Consider the following 22,947-nt stretch of genomic DNA (forward strand, 5'->3'; position numbering starts at 1 on the left):
GGAGCCTACCCCATGATCCTTCGCGCCACGGTTTTCGCCGTTCTGGCTGCAGCCTCGCTTGCGGGCTGCACCGTTCCCGGTGCCAGCAGGCCGAATGCCTCGCCCGAGCAGATCGCCGCCGCCCGCTACCAGCATGACGGCCCGCCCGCGATCACGCTTTACACCATGATCAGCAACAACACCGAGGAAGGCGCGCATTCCTCGATGATGATCAATGCGCCTTCGCAGCGGATCATTTTCGATCCCGCCGGATCGGTACGGGCCGAGGGACTGGTCGAGGCCGATGACGTGCTTTACGGCATCACCCCCCGCATCGCCGATTTCTACGCGCGGGCCCATGCCCGCGAAACCTACCGCGTGCGCATCCAGCGTATCGAGGTGCCCGCCGAGGTCGCCGAGCGCGCCGTCGCGCTGGCACAGGCGTCGGGCCCGGTGGGGCAGGCGCGGTGTACGCAGGCGACCTCGGGGCTGCTGACGCAGCTGCCCGGCTTCGAGAGCATAAGCCGCACATGGTTCCCCAAGAACCTCGCGCAGCAGCTGGCCGAGATGCCCGGTGTCTCCGACCGCGTCCTGCGAGAGGAGGATGCCGACGACAAGGGCCTTGCCATCGCCGCGTTTGAAAACGGAGCCGAGGCTCAGCCGAACCAGTAGATCCCGCCGAATAGCACTGCGCCGCCGGCAACCATGGCGGCCAGTGCATTGCGGGTGAAATACGCGACTCCCAGTGTCACCGCGGCGGTCAGCAGGCGGATGGGCTCGGGCTCGCCGTCATTGGCGGCGGGAAAGACGATCAGCGGCGCGATGAGCGCGGGCAGCACCGCCACGGCGGTGTAGCGCAGGTGCCGTTGCAGCCACGCGGGTAGGGGCTTGTCCCCCACCAGCCCGAGGAAGGCAAAGCGCAGAGCGAAGCTGCCGATCCCCAGCCCGATGATGATGAACCAGAGTTCCGTACGGTCGATCATGCGGCGGCCTCCCGGCGGCGTTCGATTTCAGCGCCCACCGCCATGCCTATGAGCGCGGCAAGAAACAGCCCGAGGTTCCAAGGCAGGAAGGCAAGCAGCAACGCCGCCAGCGACGCGCTGAAGGCCGCGCCCACGTGGGCAGCGGTGCGAAGGCCCGGGCCGATGAGGGCGATGAAGGCGATGGGCATGGCGAAGTCGAGCCCGCCTTCGACCGAGATCGACGATCCCAGCAGCGCGCCGACCAGCGTGAAGACGTACCACAGCGGGCAGATCGGGGTCAGGGTTCCGACGAAATAGGCAAACTTCTGGCGGTCGGTCATCTCGCGGGCGGTCTCGAACTTGACCACCGACAGGGCGTAGGTCTGATCGACGAGGAAATAGGCGGCCAACCCGCGCTTCCACAGGGGCAGGTGGCCGAGATGCGGCACCAGCGACGCGGAGTACATCGCCATCCGCAGGTTCACGGCAAGGGCCGAGGCAAGGATGACGAAGATCGGCGCGTTGTCCTGCAGCAGTTGCAGCGCGGTGAACTGTGCCGCGCCTGCGATGACGGCCACCGAAAAGCCAAGCGCCTCGATGGCGTTCAGCCCCGCTTCGGAGGCGAGGACGCCGAACAGCATGGCAAAGGGGACGATGACCAGCAGGAAAGGCGCTCCGTCGCGCACGCCTTGCCAGTAGCTTGACTTCAGGTCGCTGCCTGACATGGGTAGTCTCCGGTTTGGAATGGCAAATCCGTAGCGGAGGGGCCGGGCATATGCAATCGGACGCGGTGACTATGATGCGCAGGAACAATCGCCTGACGAGTTTCATCACCGCGGGGCGTGGTGATCGTGGTCCCGTGGCATGCTCGGAGCGAAAGAGATGGCAGCCTTGGTGACGGGCTTTTGCCATGCGCGGAGATGGGCCATAGGCGCTCTTGTCGGCGGCAGGGGGCGGGGCTGATGCGCTTCGACCGCGCCATTGTCGTGGACTGGTCCAGCGGCAACGACACAGGGCCGCGCCCACGCAAGGATGCGATCTGGCTCGGCCAGAGCACTGCCGGCAGCGACGCCGATCCACTTTACCTGCGCAACCGCCTTTTGGCAGAGGACGCGCTGCACGTGCGCATTGACGCCGCCCTTGCCGCGCGCGAGCGGTTGCTCATCGGGTTCGATTTCCCCTTTGCCTACCCGGCGGGTTTTTCCCGGGCCTTGACAGGACAAGATGATCCTTTCGCTGTCTGGCATTGGTTTGCCCTGCATCTCGAAGACACATCGAAGCGCAACAGCCGCTTTCATCTGGCGGGCGCGATCAACCGCAGCTTTCCCGGCGTCGGGCCGTTCTGGTTCAACGGATTGCGCACGGACATCCCGGGCTTGCCCCGGTGCGACCTGCGGGAGGGCCATGGCATGACCGAGCGGCGGCGGTGTGACAGCCTCGCCAAGGGCAGCTTCACCTGCTGGCAGATGGGCGGGGCAGGGGCCGTGGGCGGGCAGGTGATGACCGGCCTGCCGGTGCTGCATCGGCTGCGCAGGCGCTACACTGGCAAGCTCGCGACCTGGCCGTTCGACGCCCCGGAGGTGGTGGCTGCCGCGCCGGTGGTCCTTGTCGAGATCTGGCCGTCGCTGCTCAATGCTGCCGTCAGGGAGGCGATGGCAGGGGGTGGCATCAAGGACGCCCACCAGGTGCGGCTGACGGCGCGGGCGCTGGCGCGGCTGACGCCAGACCAACTTCGGGCGATGATGGACGTGGAGGCACCGGAAGAAGGCTGGATTCTCGGGCTTGGTCAAGAGGCCGCACTTGTGGTGGCGGCCTCTTGAAGGATCGTCTCGTGCTTAGTCGAAGGTGCCGGCAACGCGGCCCAGCAGCATGAAGGCCCGCGACGACCGAACGTTGGCGAAATCCGAGATCTCGGCATCGGTGGCACCGGGGGCGAAACGCGCGAAGGCCTTGTCATACAGCCTCAGGAAATGATGCGCCGCATCGCGAAAGATCGGATCCTGCTTCATTCGGCCCGAAGTCAGCGCCAGAGACGAACGGTCGCGCACGCCGCCAAGTGCCGCGATGGCACGGCCACGGGTACCTTCCGCGAAGGCGCGCCAGATCTCGGGGCGCGCCATGTCGGGGCGCAGATCGTCCATGTAGATGCCGTCCTGGCTCAGCAGGGTCAGCACGTCCTGCGCGGCCTGGATCAGCTGCGCCGCCTGCCGGTCCTTGAGCGCGCGGCGCAGGGAGGTGAACCCTGCCTCGTCCTCGGCGGTCTCGGGGAAGTTCAGGGCGCGGATCAGGTCATCGTTCGACAGCGGTGGGCGCAACGCTTCGGCCGGGGTGCCCAGCGACAGGGCTGGCTGATCCTCCGGTGTGCCGGTGGGGGCATCGGGCGCGGCGGCCGGGGTTGCCTGTGCAGAGGCGGCGCGGGTCGAGGTGAACAGCGCAAGAGCGGTTTCCGTCTTGCGCTGCGCGGCGGCGATCTCGTCCAGCTTCCTGGCGATCGAGGTCTGCCCGTTGTCCGCCTTCGCGGTCTGCTGGGACTGCGTCACGTAGGCGTTGCGAATGGCATCGATGGCCGCCTGCAGCCGGAGGCTTTCCTCGCGCATGACGCGGCTGGCCCGCGCGGTGATCGCCGCAACCCAGATCAGTGCCACCGGCAGGAACACCACCATCACGGTCAGCACGAAGCGCAGACCGTCGGCGCCGTCCTGCGCCCAGAAGACGAAGAACGACCCGGACAGCAAGAGCCAGCCAACGGTCAGGATGACCGCGGCGATCTCGATCCCGGTGATGCCCCCGGCCTGCGGACCCTGGGGCTGGCCAAAATGGGACATGCGGCTGCTGGTGCTGTCGGCCATGGGGGCGGCGACCTTACTTGTAGGTGATGGAGAGAATCTCGTAGCTCTTGTCACCGCCGGGGGTACGAACCTCGACGCTGTCGCCTTCCTCCTTGCCGATCAGGGCACGGGCGATGGGCGACTTGATGTTGAGCAGGCCCTTTTCGATCTTGGCTTCGTGTTCGCCAACGATCTGCCAGGTCTTTTCCTCGTCGGTGTCCTCGTCAACCAGGGTCACGGTCGCGCCGAACTTGACGGCACCGGACATCTTGGTGGGATCAACCACCTCGGCGAGGCTCATGACGGCCTCGATCTCCTTGATCCGGCCTTCGATGAAGCCCTGCTTTTCGCGCGCCGAATGGTACTCGGCGTTTTCCTTGAGGTCGCCAAGCTCGCGCGCTTCGGCGATCGCCTGAATGACGGCCGGACGCTCGACGGACTTGAGCTGCTTCAGTTCTTTTTCAAGCGCGGTAAAGCCCGCGCGGGTGATCAGTATCTTTTCCAAGGAGGCTTCTCCTGCGGGACATCTGGTGCGTGTCTGCTTGAGTATGGCACTTAAACTGTGCGAGCGTTCGACTTCAAGTGGGTATGCGGTACCGCGGAATGTACAGCCCTGTACAAGGCAGGGTTGCGCGCGGGCGCAAGGGTGCCTTTGGCTGATGCAGGGAAAGGCCTGGCATGTCGTTTGCGGCGGGGCCAACGCCGCGTTTGCATTGACGTCCGCGGCGACACCGCGCTACCCCGTGCGAAACAATATTGCGTGACCCAACGGATGAGAGGAAACGTCATGGCCGAGATCGAGCGCGAAAGCATGGAATACGACGTCGTGATCGTCGGCGCAGGCCCCGCTGGCCTGTCGGCGGCGATCCGGCTCAAGCAACTGGACGCGGACCTCGAGGTCGTCGTGCTCGAGAAGGGCTCCGAGGTCGGCGCGCACATCCTGTCGGGCGCCGTGCTCGACCCTTCGGGGCTGAACAAGCTGATCCCCGACTGGAAGGAAAAGGGCGCGCCCGTCACCGTGCCGGTGACGGAGGACAAGTTCTTTTTGCTGGGCGAGGAAGGCAAGATGTCGATCCCGCACTGGCCGATGCCGCCCTTCATGTCGAACCACGGCAACTACATCGTTTCCATGGGCAACGTCTGCCGCTGGATGGCTGAGCAGGCCGAGGCACTGGGCGTCGAGATCTTCCCGGGTATGTCCTGTTCCGAGGTGATCTATGACGGCGACCGGGTAAAGGGCGTGGTCGCGGGCGAATTCGGCAAGAACCCCGACGGCACCCCCGGTCCTGGCTACGAGCCGGGCATGGAACTGCACGGCAAGTACGTGTTCCTCTCCGAGGGCGTGCGCGGCTCGCTCGCCAAGGAGGTGATGGCGAAGTACGACCTGTCAAAGGACAGCTGCCCGCAGAAGTTCGGCCTCGGGATGAAGGAAATCTGGGAGATCGACCCCGAGAAGCACCGCGAGGGACGGGTCGAGCACACCATGGGCTGGCCGCTGGGAAGCAACGCCGGGGGCGGTGGGTTCGTCTATCACCTCGACAACAACCAGGTCTACGTGGGCTTCGTGGTGCACCTGAACTACAAGAACCCGCACCTCTTCCCCTACATGGAATTCCAGCGCTGGAAGCACCATCCGCAGATCGCGAACCTGCTCGAGGGCGGCAAGCGCGTGGCTTACGGGGCGCGTGCGATTTCCGAGGGGGGCTTCCAGTCGATGCCCAAGATGGTCGCGCCCGGCGTGGCGTTGCTGGGCTGCTCGGTGGGCATGGTCAACGTGCCGCGCATCAAGGGCAACCACAACGCCATGCTCTCCGGCATGGCCGCCGCCGAGGCCGCCTTTGCCGCACTCGGAGAGGGCCGGGAAGGCGACGAGCTTTCGGATTACGAGACCGAGGTCCGCGAAGGGGCCATCGGCCAGGACCTGTGGAAGGTGCGCAACGTCAAGCCGATGTGGTCGAAGTACGGCCTTGGCGGGTCGCTCGTGCTGGGCGGGCTCGACATGTGGACCAACCAGCTGGGCTTCTCGTTCTTCGGCACCGTGAAGCATGGCAAGAACGATGCGCAGATGACCGAGCCCGCGTCGCACCACAAGCCCATCGACTATCCCAAGCCCGACGGAAAGCTGTCGTTCGACCGTCTGACCAACGTGTCCTTCGCGGCCACAAACCACGAGGAAAGCCAGCCCTGCCATCTCAGGCTCAAGGACGAGTCAGTGCCGGTGGCGGTGGATTACAAGAGCTTTGCCGGTCCGTCGCAGCGCTATTGCCCGGCGGGGGTTTACGAGTTCGTCGAGGATGACAGCGGACCGCGCTTTGTCATCAACTTCCAGAACTGCGTCCACTGCAAGACCTGCGATATCAAGGACCCGGCCCAGAACATCACCTGGACCGTGCCGCAGGGTGGGGATGGCCCGAACTATCCCAACATGTGACGCCGCGCCGGTCCTGCCGACCTGATGTCATCAGCCTGATGCCGTGGGCCTGAAGTCATTGACCTTGGGCCCCGCACATTGTGACCCCCGCGCAGGATGACCTGCGCGGGGGTTTTTCGTGTTGGCGCTGAGTCCGATGCAAATTTCGGCGGAATCCTGAAGAATAATGCGATTGTGCCCCTTGCACCCGGTATGACAGTTCCGCTAAAGCGGTCGGCGGAGAGGTGGCCGAGTGGTCGAAGGCGCACGCCTGGAAAGTGTGTAGGCGGGGAACCGTCTCGAGGGTTCGAATCCCTTCCTCTCCGCCACTAGGCATTGATATTCTCGATGGGAATCGACGCCTGAGCGTATATCCCGCCAAGAAGCCGCCAACCTGAAAACGATTGGATGCTTCACTCTGCAGCGGCCTCAGTGCGCACTCCCTTCGGAGAAGCCGGTCCCATCTATTGCCGCATCCAGCAGGTTGCACCTCTATCCGCGCCACGGGTACGGACCGGCGGGGGCTCTAACCCGCTCATCCTCATCGAACAGTTCACTTACCTGATGTTCGTCAGGCGGCTCGACGACCTGCGCGCCGCGCCGGAGCGCATGGCCGAGGATCTTGGCCGTCCGCTGGCGCGCCGCATCCTTCCCGAAGGCGTCGATGACAAGGGCGAGTCCTGCGACAATCTCCGCTGGTCCGCTCCCAGTCATTCGAGGCGCGTGAGATGATGCGCTTCGTGGAAGAGCACGTCTTCCCCGTCGCGCGGTCTTCGAACGCCATAGGGCTGAGATAGCCCAACTTTGAGTGGCGTCGTCTCGAATTGTAGAGGCGCTTGATGTAGTCGACCACGTCGGCGCGTGCTGCGTCGCGGATAAGGGAGACCTTGCACGCTGTCCGCTCGGTCTTCAGCGAAGAGTAAAAGCTCTCCATCGCCGAGCTGCCCAGACATTACCTGCCCGGCTCATGGAGCGGGTGATGCCGCTTTTGAGCAGCAGGCGTTGGAACTGCTCGCTGGGATATCAGGCGGATTCAAACGGTCGTCGCAACAGCCCGCAGTTGGAGGTGATGTTGATGTCGGGAAGACGGAAGTCGGAGCGCTCGCCACGACGCACCTTCTTCTCGGCAGGTCGGCCGCCAGTCTGACAGCCTGAGTATCTTTGCCGGTTCTGGCGGGAGGTTGCGGCGGGGGTGCCCAGCGAGAAAGCCGCCGTAGCAGCCGGAGCTTTACCGACTGTCGGACCCGTTGGTTTTGGAGTCCTGGCGGAGCGCCTCCCACAGATCTCGCGCCATCGGCCTTTGTGCCAAACCAGCGCAGTCTTTCGTTCGTGGAACGCGAGGAGATAGCCCTTTAGGTGTGCTCGGGGCACCAGCGTGCGGGCAATCCCGTGCAAGCTGGGCCAATCACCCAGCACGATATCACGTGAGATTTGACCAAAGGAAACCGCGCAGTCACCGCGTACAAGACGCAGTGAGTCGGAACGCGTGCAGTGCTCTATGCCAAATAAATTCGTATGCGCTCCGCCGCGTTCTGGAGGTGGCGTGCGGCGGCTTCTGCGGCGGCTTTTTCATCACCGTTTTTCAACGCGTCGTAGATGGCATTATGTTCGTCCTGAACCGCGTCCAAAAGGTCGGCATGATTGGTTTTCGTATTGCTGCGGGCTTGGCGGATGATATTGCGGGCGCTGGCCTCGAGATGCTGGCACAAGGAAATGAAATGCTGGTTGTGCGTGGCTTCAACGATGGCTTGGTGGAACTGATAGTCTTCTTCGTCGCCTAGACGGTCGCTGGCGATGGCATATTCCATGCCGATCAGCGCGCGTTTGATTTTTTTCAAATCTTCTGGCGTGCGCCGCTTCGCGGCGAGACGTGTGGCCGCGACCTCGATGGTCACAAGAAGCTCCATAGCTTCTTCGAGGCGGTTCAGGTCTGAGACGGAGAAGTTCTGAAAGCGAAAGGCATTGGTGGAGTCGCGTTGTGTCACATACACGCCGCTGCCAGCGCGCGCCGCTACAAGGCCATCGGACTTAAGCTGTGACAGCGCCTCGCGCACGACAGCGCGGCTGACGGCATACTGTGTGCACAGATCGCGTTCCGAGGGAAGCCGGTCGCCGACGGACAAGACGCCAGAGGCAATTTTTGCGCTCAGGTCTTGTGCGATCTCGTCGGGCAAATGCCCATTGCGTGACCCCGTGCTCTTGCGTGGTTGGTCTGATGTGAGACGACTGGATATTGGCATTTCTTCCCTTTATGCGGGTATCATACCTCACTGGTCTGACAGGTTAAAGGTTATTTTATCGTTTAAAAACAATGAATTGATTTTTGATATGTGATAATTCACCCAAATTTTTGCGCTCAGATTAATTGGTCAGTTAGGTCGTTGACTGGTAAGACCATTTTGTGTCATCACATGAAACGTCGAAGGGGTGGAGGATCCCTTCGCAGTCCAAATATGTGAGGGAGGACAGTATGGGATTCCAGAAATTCGCACGCGGTACGGTGGCTATGGCACTGGTCATGGGGGCTGCGGCTGCAGCACAGGCAGAGCCTTTGAAGATTGCTCTCGTGGAGACCCTCTCGGGTCCGCAGGCCTCGACCGGTTTGCTCTATCGCGATGCTGTGAAATATCAGATCGGCAAGATCAACGAGGCAGGCGGCTTCGGCGGTGAGCCAGTCGAACTGCTTGAGTTCGACAATCAAGGTGGCCCAGTGGGCGCCGCTGACCGCGTCCGCGCCGCGATTTCTGAAGGCGCCGATGTGATCCTTCAGGGCTCGTCCTCCGCCGTGGCCGGTCAGGTGACGGAAGATGTGCGCAAACATAACCTGCGCAACGCGGGCGACGAGGTGCTCTACATCAACCTGGGCGGCGAGGCGATGGAGTTGACCGGCTCCAAATGTCACTACTACCACTTCCGCACCAGCCCGAACGCCGCAATCCGCGTCAACACTTTGCTCGATGGCATGAACGAAGCGGGCGTTCTGGGCGACAATGTCTACGCGATGAACCAGAACTATTCCTGGGGCGTGGATGTGCAGGACAACACAGTCGCGGCGTCTGATCGCCTCGGCTTTACCGTTGTCGAACAGACCCTGCATGACGTGAACAAGATTCAGGATTTTTCGCCCTACGTGCAACGTGTGCAGGCCGCAGGGGCCGACACAGTGATCACCGGCAACTGGTCCAACGATCTGCTGCTTTTGATGAAAGCCGCCAGCGGCGCGGGGCTTGATGTGCGTTTTGGCACGGCCTTCCTCGATCAGCCGGGCAACATCGGCAACGCCGGGTCCGTGGCCGAGGGGCATTTCCTCTCAGCGCCCTTCAACCCAGAAGTGAATCCGGAAGAAACCGCGGCCTTCATGGAAGACTACAAATCTGTGACCGGCCACTACCCGAGCTATGTCGAACCGACGACCGTGTTTGGCATGATGCTCTTGCAAGCGGCGCTCGAAGAGGTTGAGCCGACCGAAGACGGTCTGAATGCCGCTGATCTGGCCGTCGCCCTGGAAAACGCCACCGCTGAGACGCCCATGGGCACCATCGCCATGCGTGGGGCGGATCACCAGGCGATCCTGCCGATGATCGTCCAAGAGGTCAGCAAGGACGCCCAATACAAGGCCGATGACACCGAGTTGGGCTTTGTCCCAATCAAGGTCATCTCCGCCGCAGACGCGGAACAGCCCGTGCAGGACAGCTGCGAGATGAAGCGTCCGGGCTAAGCCCTGACAATCCAGTTACACACGAAATGCATGTCGTGATCGGGGCCTCAGGGCCCCGGTCAGGACAACGCTTACCGGATGCCTACGGAGGTCAGTGTGGACCAAATCCTTTTCGCTTTGCTCAACGGCACCATTTACGGGCTTTTGCTCTTTATGGTCTCCGCTGGTTTGACACTCATTTTCGGGATGATGGGGGTTTTGAACTTCGCCCACGCATCCTTTTACATGTTGGGCGCCTATTTCGCCTACACGCTTCAGCCCCTGACCGGGTTCTGGCTGGCGATCATTCTGGCTCCGGTGCTTGTGATGGGGGTCGGCATTCTGGTCGAACGTTTCATCCTGCGCCACGTGCATGAACACGGCCATGCGCATGAATTGCTTGTGACCTTCGGTCTGTCGGTGGTGATCGCCGAGATGATCAAGATGGTCTACGGCAAGTTCGCGGTCGACTACCGCGTGCCGGCCGAGTTGAATTTTGCGGCCTTCACTTTGTCGGGCATCGACTATCCGTTTTATCGCCTTTTCATGGGCGGCATTGCCGTCGTCATGTTCATCGCGATCTATCTTCTGCTTACGAAAACCCGTGTGGGCATCGTCGTGCGTTCCGCCATTTATCGTCCGCAGATGGTCGAGGCACTGGGCCATAACGTACCCATGGTCTTCATGGGTGTGTTCGGCATCGGGGCGGCTTTGGCGGGACTTGCGGGCGCAGTCGCTGGCGCCTTCTACACCACCAACCCGAACATGGCTTTGGAACTCGGTGTCATGGTCTTTGTCGTCGTCGTGGTCGGCGGGCTCGGCTCCATGGGCGGCGCGATGGCAGCGTCCTTGTTGATTGGCATCACCAATTCGCTCGCGGTCGGCAGCGATTTCCGCATCGCGGATCTCCTGACCTGGATTGGTATGGGAGGTTGGGCCGAAGAGATTGGCGGGATGTTGACCATGCGCATGTCCAGTCTCGCCGCCACCCTGCCGTTCTTCATCATGCTTCTGGTGCTGGTGCTGCGCCCCTCCGGGCTGATGGGCGAGAAGGAATAACACTATGAAATACGCACCTCTACTTCTTTTGCTGACGGTCGCTGTGCTGGTCGCTCTGCCGTGGCTGGTCTCCGGCTCGATGTTGAACGCGGCTGTACAGATGCTGATCGCGGCCCTGTTCGCAATGGCCTTTGGTCTGTTGTGCGGACAGGCGGGATTGCTGAGCTTCGGGCATGCCGCCTACTTTGGTGTCGGGGCTTTTGCGGCCGTTCATGCAATGAACGCCTTTGGAGGCGAGGGGCTCTTGCCGACACCGCTTTTGCCTCTCGTGGGCGGGGCCACGGGTCTCGTGAGCGGTCTTCTGGCAGGCTACTTTTCCACGAAGCGGACGGGCGTCTATTTCGCCATGATCACGCTGGCGCTGGCCGAGTTGCTCCATGCGTTGGCACCGCACCTTAAAACCGTCTTTGGTGGTGAGGCGGGCGTGTCCTCTTTCCGTATGCCCGCTTGGGGTATCGGGTTCGGTTCGCTCAACGACGTCTATTTCCTGACGTTGGTCTGGACGCTTCTGTGCATCGGTCTTTTGTATCTCTTTAGCAAAACCCCGCTCGGGCGGCTCGCGCTGGGTCTGAGGGAAAACGCGCATCGTCTGCGGTTTCTGGGCTACAACACCCATGCACTTGGCACGCTGATTTTTGCCGTCTCCGCCATGTTCGCGGGTGTCGCCGGTGCGCTTCAGTCAATGAACATTGAGGCGGCGAACTATGTCGTCCTCGAGTCCCATATTTCGACGGCGGTCGTACTCAACAGCTTTATCGGCGGTGTGCGCGTCTTCCTCGGGCCGGCAATCGGCGGGGCGGTGATGACCTTTTTCGGTCACGTGACGTCTGATTTGACCCGTGTATGGCTTTTGTATCAGGGCATCATCTTTGTGCTCGTTATGATGTTCTTGCCGCGTGGCATCGTGGGTGAGTTGGTCGAGCGCCTGCGCAGCCCCGGCAGCGAGGGTTTTGCCGGTACACTTGGCACGACGCTCATGCGCCTTGCGAGCCTTGCGGTCGCGGCCTTCGGCGGTGTGTTCCTGGTCGAGTTCCTGCAGCGCTTTCTATCGGCCGAATACCGCGCGGGTGTGCAAGAGGGCATCTGGCCCAACATCACGCTTTTCTCTCACGACTGGGCGCCCCTGTCCGTTCTGCCCTGGGGCTTCGGGTTTGGTCTCTTCGGGCTCGGTATCGCGCTTGTCGTCATGGTCAACCGCCGCGTCGCGGCGCGCAAGGAGGCACAGGCATGAGCGATCCCATTCTGTCTTTGCAAAACGTCCACAAATCCTTCGGAGAGGCCCATATCATCCGGGATGCCAATCTCGACGTGATCCCCGGCGAACGCCATGCGGTGATCGGGCCGAACGGGGCGGGCAAATCGACGTTGTTCCACCTCTGTTCCGGACAGTTCGCGCCTTCGGAAGGCAAGATCCTTCTGAACGGCACAAATATCGCCGGGCTGAAGCCGGCGGAGGTCAATCGTCGCGGTCTGGCGCGGTCTTTTCAGATCACCAACATCTTCCCGGGGGTGTCGGTCTTTGAGAACCTGCGCCTTGCGGTGATGCGCAAACACAACCTGCAATTCGTGTTCTGGCGCTCAGTCGCACGGTTACGCCGTGTCAATGCTGAGGTGGACGAACTCCTGACGAGAATCCGCCTGTCGGACCGCGCCTATTCTCTGGCCAGTCAGCTGTCCTATTCCGAACAGAGATCGCTGGAGATCGGAATGACCCTTGCCTCCGACCCGCAGGTTATCCTTCTCGATGAACCAATGGCCGGCATGTCGCATGAGGAGACCAATTACACCGCCGGTCTGATCCGCGAGATCACCGAAGGGCGGACACTTTTGATCGTCGAGCACGATATGGGCGTGGTCTTTTCCTTGGCGCATCGGATCAGCGTTCTGGTCTACGGCGAGATCGTCGCGACCGGCACGCCCGAGGAAATCCGCGGCAACGCCCGCGTGAAAGAAGCCTATCTGGGCGAGGAGGCGGCATGATGGAGACTGTGAACCACACCATTCTGTCCGTCGAGGGCCTGCACGCCCATTACGGCAAAAGTCACATCCTGCACGGCGTCAATTTCGACGTGGCCCGCGGGGAGGTCGTGAGCCTTCTGGGTCGCAACGGCTCCGGGCGCTCGACCACGATGAAGTCCATCATGGGGCTGGTGCCGCCGACCGAGGGCCATGTGCGCCTCGAGGGTGTCGATCTGGCCGGTCAGCGCAGCTTTGCGATCTGTCGCCAGGGCATCGGCTATGTGCCGGAAGAGCGCGAAATTTTCCTTAACCTCACTGTCGATGAGAACCTGGAGATGGGGCGTCAGAATGGACCGGAAGGTGCGCCGAAATGGGGCACTGAACAGATGTTCACCTATTTCCCGCGCCTCAAGGAACGCCGCAACACGCGTGCGGGCAGCCTTTCGGGCGGGGAGCAACAGATGCTCACCATGTGCCGCTCGCTTCTGGGCAACCCTCTGGTGATGCTGATCGATGAGCCAACCGAAGGCCTTGCGCCCAAGATCGTGACGGTCGTCGGCGAGGTGATCGAAGATATCAATAAGCACGGGGTCTCTGTTGTGCTGGTGGAGCAGAAACTCACCATCGCCATGCAGGTCTCGCATCGGGTCTGTGTCATGGGTCACGGCCAGATCGTTTTTGAGGGCACGCCCGATGAATTGAACGCCAGGCCGGAGATCTCTGACGAATGGCTCGCGGTGTAAGGGAGAACGCGTGATGACATCTGCAATGAACATGACGGCACCAATGGAAATGGGGCTGACCGTACGCGATCTGCCCAAGATGCTTGAGTTTTACCAACAGGCGTTCGGCCTTGAGATCATGGCCGATGTGACCGTCCCCGCCGAAAAAGCGGAGGTCGCGGCCTTGAGCCGGGGCGCTTACCGCGTTGTGCGGCTGCAAACGCCTTGGGGGGAACGGATCAAATTGCTCGCGCCGGAGATCGCTCCGGCCGAGCGCCCCGCAGCAACGGACCACGTTCTGGACCGCCACGAAGCGACATACCTGACCTTCATCGTCGACGATCTGCGCGCCGTCGTGGCCCGCGTGGTCGCGGCAGGCGGTACTTTGATGACGGGCAAAGAGCCAGTCGAAGTCCGGCCCGGCACCTTCCTCGCCTTCCTGCGCGACCCTGAGGGGCATATCGTCGAGATCGTCGAATATGCCGACATCACCGCGTATCGCACAGACCTTGCGGAGGGGTCGGCATGATGTTCGATTTCACCAACCGCACGCTGGTTCTCACCGGCGCCAATGGTGGCATCGGCCGCGCCGTGGCCGAGCTCTTTCACGCGGCAGGCGCCAATCTGGTGCTGGCCGATGTCGATGGTGCCGCGCTGGCTGAATTTGCCGCCACGTTGACCTCTCCGAAAGGCGGCACGATTGAAACCCTCGCCGTGGATGCGGCCAATCCCGACGACGCGGATCGGATCGTCGCAGTCGCGACCAACCTCGGTGGCATCGACTTTCTCGTGCCCTCCGCCGGCATCTACATGGCGGAGCCTTTCGCCGAAATGACGGATGACCAGTGGCGCCGCACCCTCTCCATCAATCTCGATGGCGTCTTCTACCTCAGCCGCCGCGCGGTCGACCATTTGAAAGCCGGATCGTCCATCGTCAACCTGAGCTCGCTCGCCGCCCATCGCGGCGCCAAGACCAACGCGCATTATGGTGCCTCGAAAGGGGCCATTGGCGCCATGAGCCGCGCGCTGGCCAATGAGTTGGCGCCGAAAACGCGGGTCAACGTCGTGGCGCCTGGCGTGATCGACACGCCAATGACCCGCGATCTGATCGCGACACGGGGCGACGACACGCTCAGGCACACGCCGATGGGACGGACCGGACAAGCGTCCGAGATCGCCTCCGTCATCGCCTTCCTTTGCAGCGAAGCGGCAAGTTTTGTGAACGGCGAAACCATTCACGTCAACGGCGGCCTCTATATGAGCTGAGCCAGCACACCACGCTAAAAACTGACTGTTTTCAACCCGGCGACCCGAGGAGGGCGTTTCCGGGACCGGAGGAGAATTATCATGACCACCACGTTCGATTTCACCGGACGTACCGCGCTGGTGACAGGCGCTGCTTCCGGGCTCGGCCTCGCCATGGCGCGCGCTTTCGTGGGCGCGGGTGCCAAGACCGTCCTTTTCGATCTGGACGAGGACGGCGTGCGGGAGGCCGAGCATGCGCTGAACGCGGATCACCCCGGACAGGTCACGGCACTTGCGGGCTCGATCACCGACACGGGCGCGGTCGAAGCGGCTTGCGAGGTGGCGGTGGCTTTCGGCGGGCGGCTCGATGTGGTGATGAACAACGCGGGCATCTCCGGCAACGGGCCGTCTCTTGAATTGGACGAAACCACGTGGCGTCGGGGCATCGACATAAATCTCAACGGTGCGTTTTTCGTGGCCCAGGCCGCGGGTCGTGTCATGGCCGAACAAGGTGGCGGCAGCATCGTCAATACTGCCTCCATGTATGGTGTTGTCGCCGCCCCGGAACGTGCCGCCTATTGCGCCGCCAAGGCTGGCGTCGTGGCGCTCACAAAGGTGCTGGCCATCGAATGGGCTGACCGCAACATCCGCGTCAACGCCATCGCGCCCGGTTACGTGCGGACCGCGCTGACCGAAACGCTCGCTGCGCAAGGCCGCTTGGACCTTGCCTCTCTCAACGCGCGGGTGCCCGCGGGACGGCTCGGCACGCCCGAGGAAATCGCCTCCGCCTCCCTGTTTCTCGCTTCGGACGCCTCCGCCTATGTGACCGGTCAAACGCTGGTCGCCGATGGTGGCTGGTCCTCCTACAGCTATTTGTAAAGGACATCTCACATGCCGATCTATGCCGATCTGACGCCGAAAGCCTTCTGGCGTGACATCAAAGCCTCCAAAGAGGATCGCACCGAGCTTGACCCCACCGTCGGGCGGACCATGCTGAGCCAATTGCACCTCATTCGCGCGTTCGAGGAAAAGGTTCTGGACCTTGCAGGGCAGGGGCTTGTGCACGGGCCTGCGCACTCTGCGATTGGTCAGGAAGGCGGCGCCGTCGGCTCAGCGATGGCGATGCGTGGTTCTGATCAGGTCAACGGCTCGCACCGTGCGCACCACCAGTTCCTCGCCAAGGCTCTGGCCTATGCGGCACCCGAAGGGATCGACCCGGAAAAGAGCTTCGGCGAGACGCTGCGGCATCTGTCGAAACGCACCCTATCGGAAATTCTCGGGCTGTCTGAGGGCTTTTGCCAAGGGCGCGGTGGGTCCATGCACCTGCGTTGGGCCGAAAGTGGCAATCTTGGCACCAATGCGATCGTCGGCGGCGGTGTGCCCATGGCGGCGGGCGCGGCTTGGGCGCACAAACAGGCGGGCACGGGCGATGTCGTCTACACCTATTTTGGCGATGGTGCAGTCAACATTGGCTCTGTGCTGGAGACGATGAATATCGCCGCAGCATGGAAATTGCCGATCTGTTTCTTCATTGAAAACAACCGCTACGCCGTCTCCACCCATGTCGAGGAAGTCACTGCAGAGACGCGGCTTTCGGCGCGCGGTCTGGCCTTTGGCATTCCGGCGCTGAAGGTGGACGGCATGGATACGCTGTCCGTGTATCTGGCCTCCGAGGAAGCCAACAAGATCATGCGCGCAGGCGAAGGCCCGGTGGTGATCGAGGCCGATGTATACCGCTATTTCCACCAAAACGGCGCGCTGCCGGGCTCGGCTTTCGGCTATCGCACGAAGGAAGAAGAGCTGGAATGGCAAGGCCGCGATCCGCTCGACGCCATGGCGCGCGACCTGATGGAACGTCAGATCATCGGTGCGCAGGCCGTTGAGGAGCTGCGCAATCAGGCGCAGCAAATGATGGAAGGGATCGCGGACGAGCTGATCGAAGAGGTCGACGGCAAACACCGCATCAAACCGGCGCTCTGGCCCGAAGAAAGCTTTCGGGATTTCGGTCTGCGTGGCGATCTGTCGGAATTCGACGGTGCGCGTTTCGAGGAGCAGGAAGCGTTTTCCGGCACGCTCAAGGACAACGTGAAATTCATCGATGCCGTGGCCGATGTGATGATGCGCCGGATGGAGACGGACGAGCGCGTCGTCGTCATGGGCGAGGATGTGCACCGGCTCAAAGGCGGCACCAATGGCGCCACCAAAGGGCTGTCGGACAAGTTTCCGGATCGTTGCCTCGGCACCCCGATTGCCGAAAACGCCTTCACGGGGCTCGCAGCAGGCATGGCCGCTGACGGGCGCGTGCGGCCAGTGATCGAATTCATGTACCCAGATTTTATGTGGGTTGCAGCGGATCAGGTGTTCAACCAGATCGGCAAGGCGCGTCACATGTTCGGCGGCGAGAATGCCATGCCTCTGGTGATGCGTACGAAAATCGCTATGGGCACAGGCTATGGCTCGCAGCACTCGATGGATCCTGCGGGCATCTTTGCGACCGCGCCAGGCTGGCGGATCGTCGCGCCCTCGACGCCCTACGATTACGTCGGGCTGATGAATGCGGCGCTTCAATGTGAGGACCCGGTTCTGGTGATCGAACACGTCGATCTGTACGCCTCGAAGGGCGTCGGCTCGGCCGATGATCTCGACTACATGATCCCGCTGGGCAAGGCCAAAGTTGTCCGCGAAGGCGCCCGCGTCACCGTCCTGACCTATCTCGCCATGGTCAAAAAGACCCACGAGGTGGTGGAGCGCCTGGGTATTGACGCCGAGATCATCGACCTGCGCAGCCTCGACCGTGCCGGGCTCGATTGGGAGACCATTGAGGCCTCCATCGAGAAAACCGGCAATGTGTTGATCGTCGAACAGGGCGCCTCTGGCACCTCCTATGGCGGCTGGCTTTCTGATGAGATCCAGCGTCGTTGTTTCGACTTCCTCGATCAGCCGATCAAACGGGTGCTTGGCTCCGAGGCCTCGCCCAGCATTTCCAAAGTCTTGGAGGCGGCGGCCTGCGCGCGTCCGCAAGACATCGAAACTGGCCTGCGCGAGGTCATGGCCGATCAGGGTCTGCCACTCGCGGCAGAGGCACCCGAATAAGGAGAGACACCATGCCCAAGGAAATCATATTGCCCTCGCTCTCCGCCGGAATGGAAGACGCGGTGATCGCCAATTGGCTCAAGGCCGAAGGCGAGGCCGTGAAGGCGGGCGACCCATTGGCCGAGGTGGAAACTGACAAGGCGACAATGGAATTTGAGGCCGACACAGACGGGGTGTTGGGCAAGATCCTCACCCCAGCTGGCGAGCGCGCCGATGTGAATGCGGTCATCGCGGTTTTGTTGTTGGAGGGTGAAGACGCCTCCGTGCTGGACGGCTATTCGCCGGGGGACGCTGCGCCAGCCACAGAAGCGAAAACCGAAGCTCCTGTTGAGACTCCGAAAGCGGAAGCGACCCCAATTGCGGAATCCTCCGACAAGATCGCGGCCTCGCCACTCGCCCGCCGGATCGCGGCCCAGAAAGATGTCGATCTTTCGAGGCTTTCCGGGTCCGGCCCGCGCGGTCGCATCGTGCGCATCGATGTGGAACGCGCCGTCGAGGCCGGGGCTGTCGCTCCCGTGGCTGTAAGCCCTGTCGCCGCCGCTTCTGGGCCCGAGCTCGCGGACATTGGTGACTATGAGGCCCTCCCTCACACCGGCATGCGGCGCACCATCGCGCGGCGGTTGCTCGAGTCCAAAACCACCGTGCCGCATTTCTACCTTGAGGCCGATTGTGACATCGAAGCGCTCATGGCGCTCCGTGCCCAAATCAACGAGGGCCGTGAAAAGGCGGACCGGATCTCGGTCAATGATTTCATCATAAAAGCCGTCGCCAATGCGCTGGCCAAAGTGCCCGCCGCCAATGCGATTTGGACCGATGAGGCCGTATTGCGGCTCAAATCCATCGACATTTCCGTGGCGGTCGCAACCGATGGTGGCCTTATCACACCGGTCCTGCGCAATGCGGATCAAAAGAGCCTCGGCACGCTGTCTTCGGAGATGAAAGCACTGGCTGGCAAGGCGCGGGAGGGCCGTCTTAAGCCCGACGAATACCAAGGTGGCGGCTTCTCGCTCTCGAACCTCGGTATGTATGGGGTCAAAAGCTTCTCAGCCATCATCAACCCGCCGCAGAGCTGCATCTTGGCCGTCGGAGCCGCCGAAAAACGCCCTGTCGGACGCGGCGATCAGATCGTGCTGGCGCCTGTCATGAGCGTGACGCTTTCGGTCGATCACCGCACCGTCGATGGCGCTGTGGGCGCGCAGTGGCTCGCAGCCTTCAAAAAGGGCATCGAGAGCCCGATGAGCCTGTTGGTGTAACATGATCACAGGCCACACCAAAACGCTGGCGATCCTCGCCGATCCGGTCACCCATGTGCGCACGCCGCAGGCGCTCAATGCGCGGTTCGAGGCCGGGGGCGTGGACGCAGTTCTGGTCCCGCTGGAGGTACCGTCTGCAGCACTCGAACCGATGCTCAAAGGCCTCGCTGGCGCGCGCAATTTCGCTGGCGCCGTGGTCACCGTTCCGCACAAAACCGCTGTGCCTGCGCTCTGCGATGGGCTGAGCGCGCGGGCGGCGGCGGCGCAAAGCGTCAATGTCATCAGGCGCAGGTCGGACGGGTCGCTATATGGCGATATCCTTGACGGCGAAGGCTTTGTACGCGGTCTGGAACAGGCGGGTGTGACGCTTTCTGGCAAGCGGGTGTTCCTTGCAGGCGCTGGCGGCGCAGCGAGTGCCATCGCCTTTGCTCTTGCAGAACGTGGCATTGCGGCGCTGACCGTTGCAAATCGCTCTGTTGCGAAAGCGGAGGCCCTGATCGCACGGCTGGCGGCGCATTTTTCCGATGTGGACTTCGCCGCAGCCACGGACCCTGCCGGGCATGATATCGCGATCAACGGCACCTCGTTGGGGCTCAAGCCCGAGGATGCTCTGCCCTTCGATCCCAACACACTCGACCCCGGCACATTGGTCGCCGAGGTCATCATGCAGCCGGAGATCACGCCGCTTTTGCACTCTGCCGAGGCGCGTGGGCTGTCGATCCATCCGGGTCATCACATGTTGGAGGCCCAGTTGACGGAAATGCTGAGGTTTCTGACGCAGGAGGAGGAACAACAATGAGTTTGAGTTTGCGAGATCTGCGCGCCACTGGGCTTTTGCGCGATGCTAATCTGGTTGCCGGAGACTGGATCGAGGCTGACCCAAATACCGGCATTGCCGTGCGTAACCCCGCTGACGGCTCGCTGATCGGATACGTCCCGAAACTGGGCCGCGCAGAAGTGGCCAAGGCCGTTAAGGCGGCCGAAGAGGCGCAAAAGACTTGGGCTGCGCGCACCGCGAAAGACCGCGCCACTGTGCTGCGCACATGGTTCGATCTGATGATGGCGCATCGCGAAGCTCTGGCGCAGATCCTGACGCTGGAACAGGGCAAACCTTTGACGGAAGCCGCAGGCGAGATCACTTATGGCGCGAGCTTTGTCGAGTGGTTCGCCGAAGAAGCCCGCCGGGTCTACGGCGAGACCATTCCCGGCCATCAGCCCGACAAGCGCATTCTCGTGATGAAGCAACCCATCGGTGTTGTCGCCGCCATCACGCCGTGGAATTTCCCGAACGCGATGATCACCCGCAAGGCCGGACCTGCCTTTGCTGCGGGCTGTGGCATGGTGTTGAAACCTGCGTCGCAAACGCCTTATTCCGCCATCGCTTTGGCGGTTCTGGCCGAACGTGCCGGGCTTCCCAAGGGCCTTTTCAGCGTCATCACCGGCTCTGCCGCGCAGATCGGTGCCGAAATGACCGAGAACCCGGTGGTGCGCAAACTGACCTTTACCGGCTCTACAGAGATTGGCGCGATGCTCTACGCGCAATCAGCTTCGACGATCAAGAAGCTCGGGCTGGAACTTGGTGGCAATGCGCCATTTATCGTCTTCGATGATGCCGATCTCGACGCCGCTGTCGAAGGCGCTGTGATCGCGAAATTCCGTAACAATGGCCAGACCTGTGTCTGCGCCAATCGCATCTATGTGCAGGACGGGGTTTACGATGCCTTCGCCGAGAAACTCGTCAAGGCAGTTTCGCGGCTGCGCACCGGCAACGGTATGGAGAGCGGAGTCGAACTTGGCCCACTGATCGACGAGAGCGCACTTGAAAAAGTGCAAAACCACGTGACCGACGTGGTGGAAAAAGGCGGGCGGGTGCTTGCGGGCGGTAAACCCCATGGTCTGGGCGGCACTTTCTATGAGCCGACGGTTTTGGCCGATGTGACCTCCGAGATGGCGGTCGCGCGCGAAGAGACCTTTGGTCCCGTCGCACCGCTGTTCCGCTTCACGGAGGAGGCAGAGGCGATCCAAGCTGCCAATGACACAGAATTCGGCCTTGCCTCCTATTTCTACGCTCAGGATGTGGCGCGGATTTTCCGGGTCTCGGAAGGCCTGGAATACGGCATGGTCGGGGTCAACACCGGGCTGATCTCCACCGCTGAAGCGCCTTTCGGTGGGGTCAAAATGTCGGGCTTGGGCCGCGAAGGCTCGCGTCATGGCATCGAAGATTTCCTTGAGTTGAAATACGTGTGTTTGGGAAGCATCGCATGAGCGGGGCGGATCAGAACTTCGACCTCATCGTCATTGGCGCCGGCCCTGGCGGCTATGTGGCCGCCATTCGTGCGGCGCAGCTTGGCCTTAAGGTCGCCTGTGTCGAACGCGAGAACCTCGGTGGGGTTTGCCTGAACTGGGGCTGCATTCCGACCAAGGCGTTGTTGCGCTCTGCCGAGGTTTATCACCAGATTCACCGCGTCAAGGAGTTCGGCCTCTCGGTCGAGGGCGCGTCCTTCGATCTCGACGCCATCGTCAAGCGGTCGCGCGGCGTTGCGGCGCAGATGAACGGCGGCATCAAGGGCTTGTTCAAAAAGAACAAAGTCACCGCGATCATGGGGGAGGCCAAGCTGGCCGGGCAAGGCAAGGTCGAGGTCAAAACCAACCCGGGGCTGGAGAGCGAAACTGTCACGCTGACCGCCAAGAACATCATCTTCGCCACCGGCGCGCGTGCCCGCGAGCTGCCGGGGCTGGAGGCCGACGGTGATCTGGTCTGGACCTACCGCCACGCGTTGGTACCGACGCGGATGCCCAAGAAGTTGCTGGTCATCGGTTCGGGCGCCATTGGCATTGAATTCGCGAGTTTCTACAACACGCTAGGTGCCGACACGACGGTCGTCGAAGCAATGGATAGCGTGCTTCCGATCGAGGATAAAGACATCTCCGCCTTCGCCAAAAAGCAGTTTGAACAGCAGGGGATGAAGATCCTGCAAAAGACCACGGTCAAGAAACTCGACCGGGCAAAAGGCAAAGTGACGGCGCATTTTGAAGCGGCCGGAAAAGTCACCACGGAAGAGTTCGACACGGTGATTTCGGCAGTCGGCATCGTCGGCAATGTCGAGGGTCTTGGCCTCGAGGAGGCGGGCGTCAAAATCGACCGCACGCATGTCGTGACCGACGAGTTCTGCCGCACGGGCGTCGACGGGTTGTTCGCCATCGGCGACCTCGCGGGCGCGCCTTGGCTGGCACACAAGGCATCCCACGAGGGCGTCATGGTCGCGGAGCTGATCGCCGGTCAACATCCGCACCCGATAAAGCCGAATTCGATCGCGGGCTGCACCTATTGTCATCCGCAAGTGGCCTCTGTGGGGCTCACGGAAGACAAGGCGAAAGAGGCGGGTTACGAGATCAAGGTCGGCAAATTTCCCTTTATCGGTAACGGCAAAGCGGTCGCGATGGGCGAGACCGATGGTCTGGTGAAAACCGTGTTCGACGCCAAGACGGGCGAGCTTCTGGGCGCGCATATGGTGGGGGCCGAAGTGACGGAAATGATCCAGGGCTACGTGATCGGGCGGACGCTTGAGACCACGGAAGAAGAGCTGATGAACACGGTCTTCCCGCACCCGACAATGTCGGAAATGATGCATGAATCCGTGCTCGCGGCTTATGGCCGGGCGCTGCATATTTGAGGGGATGAGCGTGGAGTGCCCCATCGCGTGGTACAGCTTGGACGTTAGTGCATGGTCGGCCTTTGT

The 22,947-nt window shown here is 62.0% G+C and carries 22 protein-coding genes, 1 tRNA gene and 2 pseudogenes; 19 read left to right on the top strand and 6 right to left on the bottom strand.

The features are described from left to right. Nucleotides 1-12: 12 nt before the first annotated feature. Nucleotides 13-651, top strand: a complete 639-nt coding sequence (locus IEX41_RS07115) for a hypothetical protein (RefSeq protein ID WP_188789542.1) — start codon at nt 13-15, stop codon at nt 649-651. Here the strand turns inward: IEX41_RS07115 and IEX41_RS07120 are convergent. Further along, nucleotides 636-962, bottom strand: a complete 327-nt coding sequence (locus IEX41_RS07120) for an AzlD domain-containing protein (protein WP_188789543.1) — start codon at nt 960-962, stop codon at nt 636-638. The genes IEX41_RS07115 and IEX41_RS07120 overlap by 16 nt on opposite strands. Further along, the gene (locus IEX41_RS07125) at nt 959-1,666 is read right to left on the bottom strand and encodes an AzlC family ABC transporter permease (protein WP_188789544.1); all 708 of its coding nucleotides are present in this window, start codon (nt 1,664-1,666) and stop codon (nt 959-961) included. The genes IEX41_RS07120 and IEX41_RS07125 overlap by 4 nt, the downstream gene beginning before the upstream one ends. Nucleotides 1,667-1,903: 237 nt before the next feature. Between IEX41_RS07125 and IEX41_RS07130 the strand changes: the two genes are divergently transcribed. After that, nucleotides 1,904-2,761, top strand: a complete 858-nt coding sequence (locus tag IEX41_RS07130; RefSeq protein WP_188789545.1) for a molybdopterin guanine dinucleotide synthesis — start codon at nt 1,904-1,906, stop codon at nt 2,759-2,761. Between the two features lie 15 nt (nt 2,762-2,776). Here IEX41_RS07130 and IEX41_RS07135 read toward each other — a convergent pair whose 3' ends face one another. Both IEX41_RS07135 and greA read right to left on the bottom strand, forming a co-directional pair. Further along, on the bottom strand, nt 2,777-3,790 hold the full coding sequence (locus IEX41_RS07135; protein ID WP_188789546.1) for a hypothetical protein: 1,014 nt from the start codon (nt 3,788-3,790) through the stop codon (nt 2,777-2,779). A 13-nt stretch (nt 3,791-3,803) separates the two neighbouring features. After that, nucleotides 3,804-4,274, bottom strand: a complete 471-nt coding sequence (gene greA, locus IEX41_RS07140) for a transcription elongation factor GreA (RefSeq protein ID WP_188789547.1) — start codon at nt 4,272-4,274, stop codon at nt 3,804-3,806. A 282-nt stretch (nt 4,275-4,556) separates the two neighbouring features. Here greA and IEX41_RS07145 point away from each other — a divergent pair, with 282 nt between their 5' ends. From IEX41_RS07145 to IEX41_RS21445, 3 genes are all read left to right on the top strand, one after another. Beyond that, a complete protein-coding gene (locus tag IEX41_RS07145; protein WP_188789548.1) occupies nt 4,557-6,200 on the top strand; it encodes an electron transfer flavoprotein-ubiquinone oxidoreductase in 1,644 nt (547 codons plus the stop codon). A gap of 218 nt (nt 6,201-6,418) precedes the next feature. Next, a tRNA-Ser gene (locus IEX41_RS07150) sits at nt 6,419-6,508 on the top strand. A gap of 79 nt (nt 6,509-6,587) precedes the next feature. Beyond that, nucleotides 6,588-6,911: a hypothetical protein gene (locus tag IEX41_RS21445; protein WP_229673042.1), complete on the top strand. Its 324-nt coding sequence runs from the start codon at nt 6,588-6,590 to the stop codon at nt 6,909-6,911. 34 nt (nt 6,912-6,945) lie between these two features. Here the strand turns inward: IEX41_RS21445 and IEX41_RS21450 are convergent. Beyond that, nucleotides 6,946-7,202: pseudogene (locus IEX41_RS21450) on the bottom strand (IS3 family transposase); the annotation flags it as partial. Nucleotides 7,203-7,248: 46 nt separating this feature from the next. Here IEX41_RS21450 and IEX41_RS22025 point away from each other — a divergent pair. Next, a pseudogene (locus IEX41_RS22025) lies at nt 7,249-7,611 on the top strand (helix-turn-helix domain-containing protein); the annotation flags it as partial. Between the two features lie 64 nt (nt 7,612-7,675). Here the strand turns inward: IEX41_RS22025 and IEX41_RS07165 are convergent. After that, nucleotides 7,676-8,353 carry a FadR/GntR family transcriptional regulator gene (locus tag IEX41_RS07165; protein ID WP_229672983.1) on the bottom strand — a complete coding sequence of 226 codons (678 nt, stop codon included), beginning with the start codon at nt 8,351-8,353 and terminating at the stop codon, nt 7,676-7,678. A gap of 296 nt (nt 8,354-8,649) precedes the next feature. Here IEX41_RS07165 and IEX41_RS07170 point away from each other — a divergent pair, with 296 nt between their 5' ends. The 13 genes from IEX41_RS07170 to lpdA all read left to right on the top strand — a co-directional run bounded on the left by IEX41_RS07170 (nt 8,650) and on the right by lpdA (nt 22,881). Continuing rightward, the gene (locus IEX41_RS07170) at nt 8,650-9,897 is read left to right on the top strand and encodes a branched-chain amino acid ABC transporter substrate-binding protein (protein WP_188789551.1); all 1,248 of its coding nucleotides are present in this window, start codon (nt 8,650-8,652) and stop codon (nt 9,895-9,897) included. Between the two features lie 96 nt (nt 9,898-9,993). After that, nucleotides 9,994-10,935: a branched-chain amino acid ABC transporter permease gene (locus tag IEX41_RS07175; RefSeq protein ID WP_188789552.1), complete on the top strand. Its 942-nt coding sequence runs from the start codon at nt 9,994-9,996 to the stop codon at nt 10,933-10,935. Between the two features lie 4 nt (nt 10,936-10,939). Beyond that, complete coding sequence (locus IEX41_RS07180; RefSeq protein WP_188789553.1) at nt 10,940-12,166, top strand: branched-chain amino acid ABC transporter permease; 1,227 nt, start codon at nt 10,940-10,942, stop codon at nt 12,164-12,166. After that, nucleotides 12,163-12,915, top strand: coding sequence for an ABC transporter ATP-binding protein (locus tag IEX41_RS07185; RefSeq protein ID WP_188789554.1), 753 nt, complete (start codon nt 12,163-12,165; stop codon nt 12,913-12,915). The genes IEX41_RS07180 and IEX41_RS07185 overlap by 4 nt, the downstream gene beginning before the upstream one ends. Next, on the top strand, nt 12,912-13,637 hold the full coding sequence (locus IEX41_RS07190; protein WP_188789555.1) for an ABC transporter ATP-binding protein: 726 nt from the start codon (nt 12,912-12,914) through the stop codon (nt 13,635-13,637). Before IEX41_RS07185 ends, IEX41_RS07190 begins: the two co-directional genes overlap by 4 nt. 43 nt (nt 13,638-13,680) lie before the next feature. After that, on the top strand, nt 13,681-14,145 hold the full coding sequence (locus IEX41_RS07195) for a VOC family protein (RefSeq protein WP_229672985.1): 465 nt from the start codon (nt 13,681-13,683) through the stop codon (nt 14,143-14,145). Beyond that, complete coding sequence (locus tag IEX41_RS07200; RefSeq protein WP_188789556.1) at nt 14,142-14,882, top strand: SDR family NAD(P)-dependent oxidoreductase; 741 nt, start codon at nt 14,142-14,144, stop codon at nt 14,880-14,882. The genes IEX41_RS07195 and IEX41_RS07200 overlap by 4 nt, the downstream gene beginning before the upstream one ends. A gap of 81 nt (nt 14,883-14,963) precedes the next feature. Next, a complete protein-coding gene (locus IEX41_RS07205; protein WP_188789557.1) occupies nt 14,964-15,740 on the top strand; it encodes an SDR family NAD(P)-dependent oxidoreductase in 777 nt (258 codons plus the stop codon). A 12-nt stretch (nt 15,741-15,752) separates the two neighbouring features. Further along, entirely contained in the window at nt 15,753-17,954 is a 2,202-nt protein-coding gene (locus IEX41_RS07210) for an alpha-ketoacid dehydrogenase subunit alpha/beta (RefSeq protein WP_188789558.1), read from the top strand. Between the two features lie 11 nt (nt 17,955-17,965). Beyond that, nucleotides 17,966-19,207, top strand: a complete 1,242-nt coding sequence (locus IEX41_RS07215; protein WP_188789559.1) for a pyruvate dehydrogenase complex dihydrolipoamide acetyltransferase — start codon at nt 17,966-17,968, stop codon at nt 19,205-19,207. A gap of 1 nt (nt 19,208) precedes the next feature. Beyond that, nucleotides 19,209-20,006, top strand: a complete 798-nt coding sequence (locus IEX41_RS07220; protein ID WP_188789560.1) for a shikimate dehydrogenase family protein — start codon at nt 19,209-19,211, stop codon at nt 20,004-20,006. Continuing rightward, nucleotides 20,003-21,472 carry an NAD-dependent succinate-semialdehyde dehydrogenase gene (locus IEX41_RS07225; RefSeq protein ID WP_188789561.1) on the top strand — a complete coding sequence of 490 codons (1,470 nt, stop codon included), beginning with the start codon at nt 20,003-20,005 and terminating at the stop codon, nt 21,470-21,472. Before IEX41_RS07220 ends, IEX41_RS07225 begins: the two co-directional genes overlap by 4 nt. Further along, nucleotides 21,469-22,881 (top strand): dihydrolipoyl dehydrogenase, encoded by a 1,413-nt coding sequence (gene lpdA, locus IEX41_RS07230; protein ID WP_188789562.1) that lies wholly within the window; start codon nt 21,469-21,471, stop codon nt 22,879-22,881. The genes IEX41_RS07225 and lpdA overlap by 4 nt, the downstream gene beginning before the upstream one ends. The last annotated feature ends 66 nt before the right edge of the window (nt 22,882-22,947 follow it).

The organism is Salipiger pallidus, from assembly GCF_014643635.1.
Classification (GTDB): Bacteria; Pseudomonadota; Alphaproteobacteria; order Rhodobacterales; family Rhodobacteraceae; genus Salipiger; species Salipiger pallidus.

Excerpts from the sequence above, each read along its gene's own strand:
- IEX41_RS07115 (WP_188789542.1), top strand. The coding sequence starts at position 13 with ATGATCCTTCGCGCCACGGTTTTCGCCGTTCTGGCTGCAGCCTCGCTT.
- IEX41_RS07120 (WP_188789543.1), bottom strand. The coding sequence starts at position 962 with ATGATCGACCGTACGGAACTCTGGTTCATCATCATCGGGCTGGGGATC.
- IEX41_RS07125 (WP_188789544.1), bottom strand. The coding sequence starts at position 1,666 with ATGTCAGGCAGCGACCTGAAGTCAAGCTACTGGCAAGGCGTGCGCGAC.
- IEX41_RS07130 (WP_188789545.1), top strand. The coding sequence starts at position 1,904 with ATGCGCTTCGACCGCGCCATTGTCGTGGACTGGTCCAGCGGCAACGAC.
- IEX41_RS07135 (WP_188789546.1), bottom strand. The coding sequence starts at position 3,790 with ATGGCCGACAGCACCAGCAGCCGCATGTCCCATTTTGGCCAGCCCCAG.
- IEX41_RS07145 (WP_188789548.1), top strand. The coding sequence starts at position 4,557 with ATGGCCGAGATCGAGCGCGAAAGCATGGAATACGACGTCGTGATCGTC.
- IEX41_RS21445 (WP_229673042.1), top strand. The coding sequence starts at position 6,588 with ATGCTTCACTCTGCAGCGGCCTCAGTGCGCACTCCCTTCGGAGAAGCC.
- IEX41_RS07170 (WP_188789551.1), top strand. The coding sequence starts at position 8,650 with ATGGGATTCCAGAAATTCGCACGCGGTACGGTGGCTATGGCACTGGTC.
- IEX41_RS07180 (WP_188789553.1), top strand. The coding sequence starts at position 10,940 with ATGAAATACGCACCTCTACTTCTTTTGCTGACGGTCGCTGTGCTGGTC.
- IEX41_RS07185 (WP_188789554.1), top strand. The coding sequence starts at position 12,163 with ATGAGCGATCCCATTCTGTCTTTGCAAAACGTCCACAAATCCTTCGGA.
- IEX41_RS07190 (WP_188789555.1), top strand. The coding sequence starts at position 12,912 with ATGATGGAGACTGTGAACCACACCATTCTGTCCGTCGAGGGCCTGCAC.
- IEX41_RS07195 (WP_229672985.1), top strand. The coding sequence starts at position 13,681 with ATGGAAATGGGGCTGACCGTACGCGATCTGCCCAAGATGCTTGAGTTT.
- IEX41_RS07200 (WP_188789556.1), top strand. The coding sequence starts at position 14,142 with ATGATGTTCGATTTCACCAACCGCACGCTGGTTCTCACCGGCGCCAAT.
- IEX41_RS07205 (WP_188789557.1), top strand. The coding sequence starts at position 14,964 with ATGACCACCACGTTCGATTTCACCGGACGTACCGCGCTGGTGACAGGC.
- IEX41_RS07210 (WP_188789558.1), top strand. The coding sequence starts at position 15,753 with ATGCCGATCTATGCCGATCTGACGCCGAAAGCCTTCTGGCGTGACATC.
- IEX41_RS07215 (WP_188789559.1), top strand. The coding sequence starts at position 17,966 with ATGCCCAAGGAAATCATATTGCCCTCGCTCTCCGCCGGAATGGAAGAC.
- IEX41_RS07220 (WP_188789560.1), top strand. The coding sequence starts at position 19,209 with ATGATCACAGGCCACACCAAAACGCTGGCGATCCTCGCCGATCCGGTC.
- IEX41_RS07225 (WP_188789561.1), top strand. The coding sequence starts at position 20,003 with ATGAGTTTGAGTTTGCGAGATCTGCGCGCCACTGGGCTTTTGCGCGAT.
- lpdA (WP_188789562.1), top strand. The coding sequence starts at position 21,469 with ATGAGCGGGGCGGATCAGAACTTCGACCTCATCGTCATTGGCGCCGGC.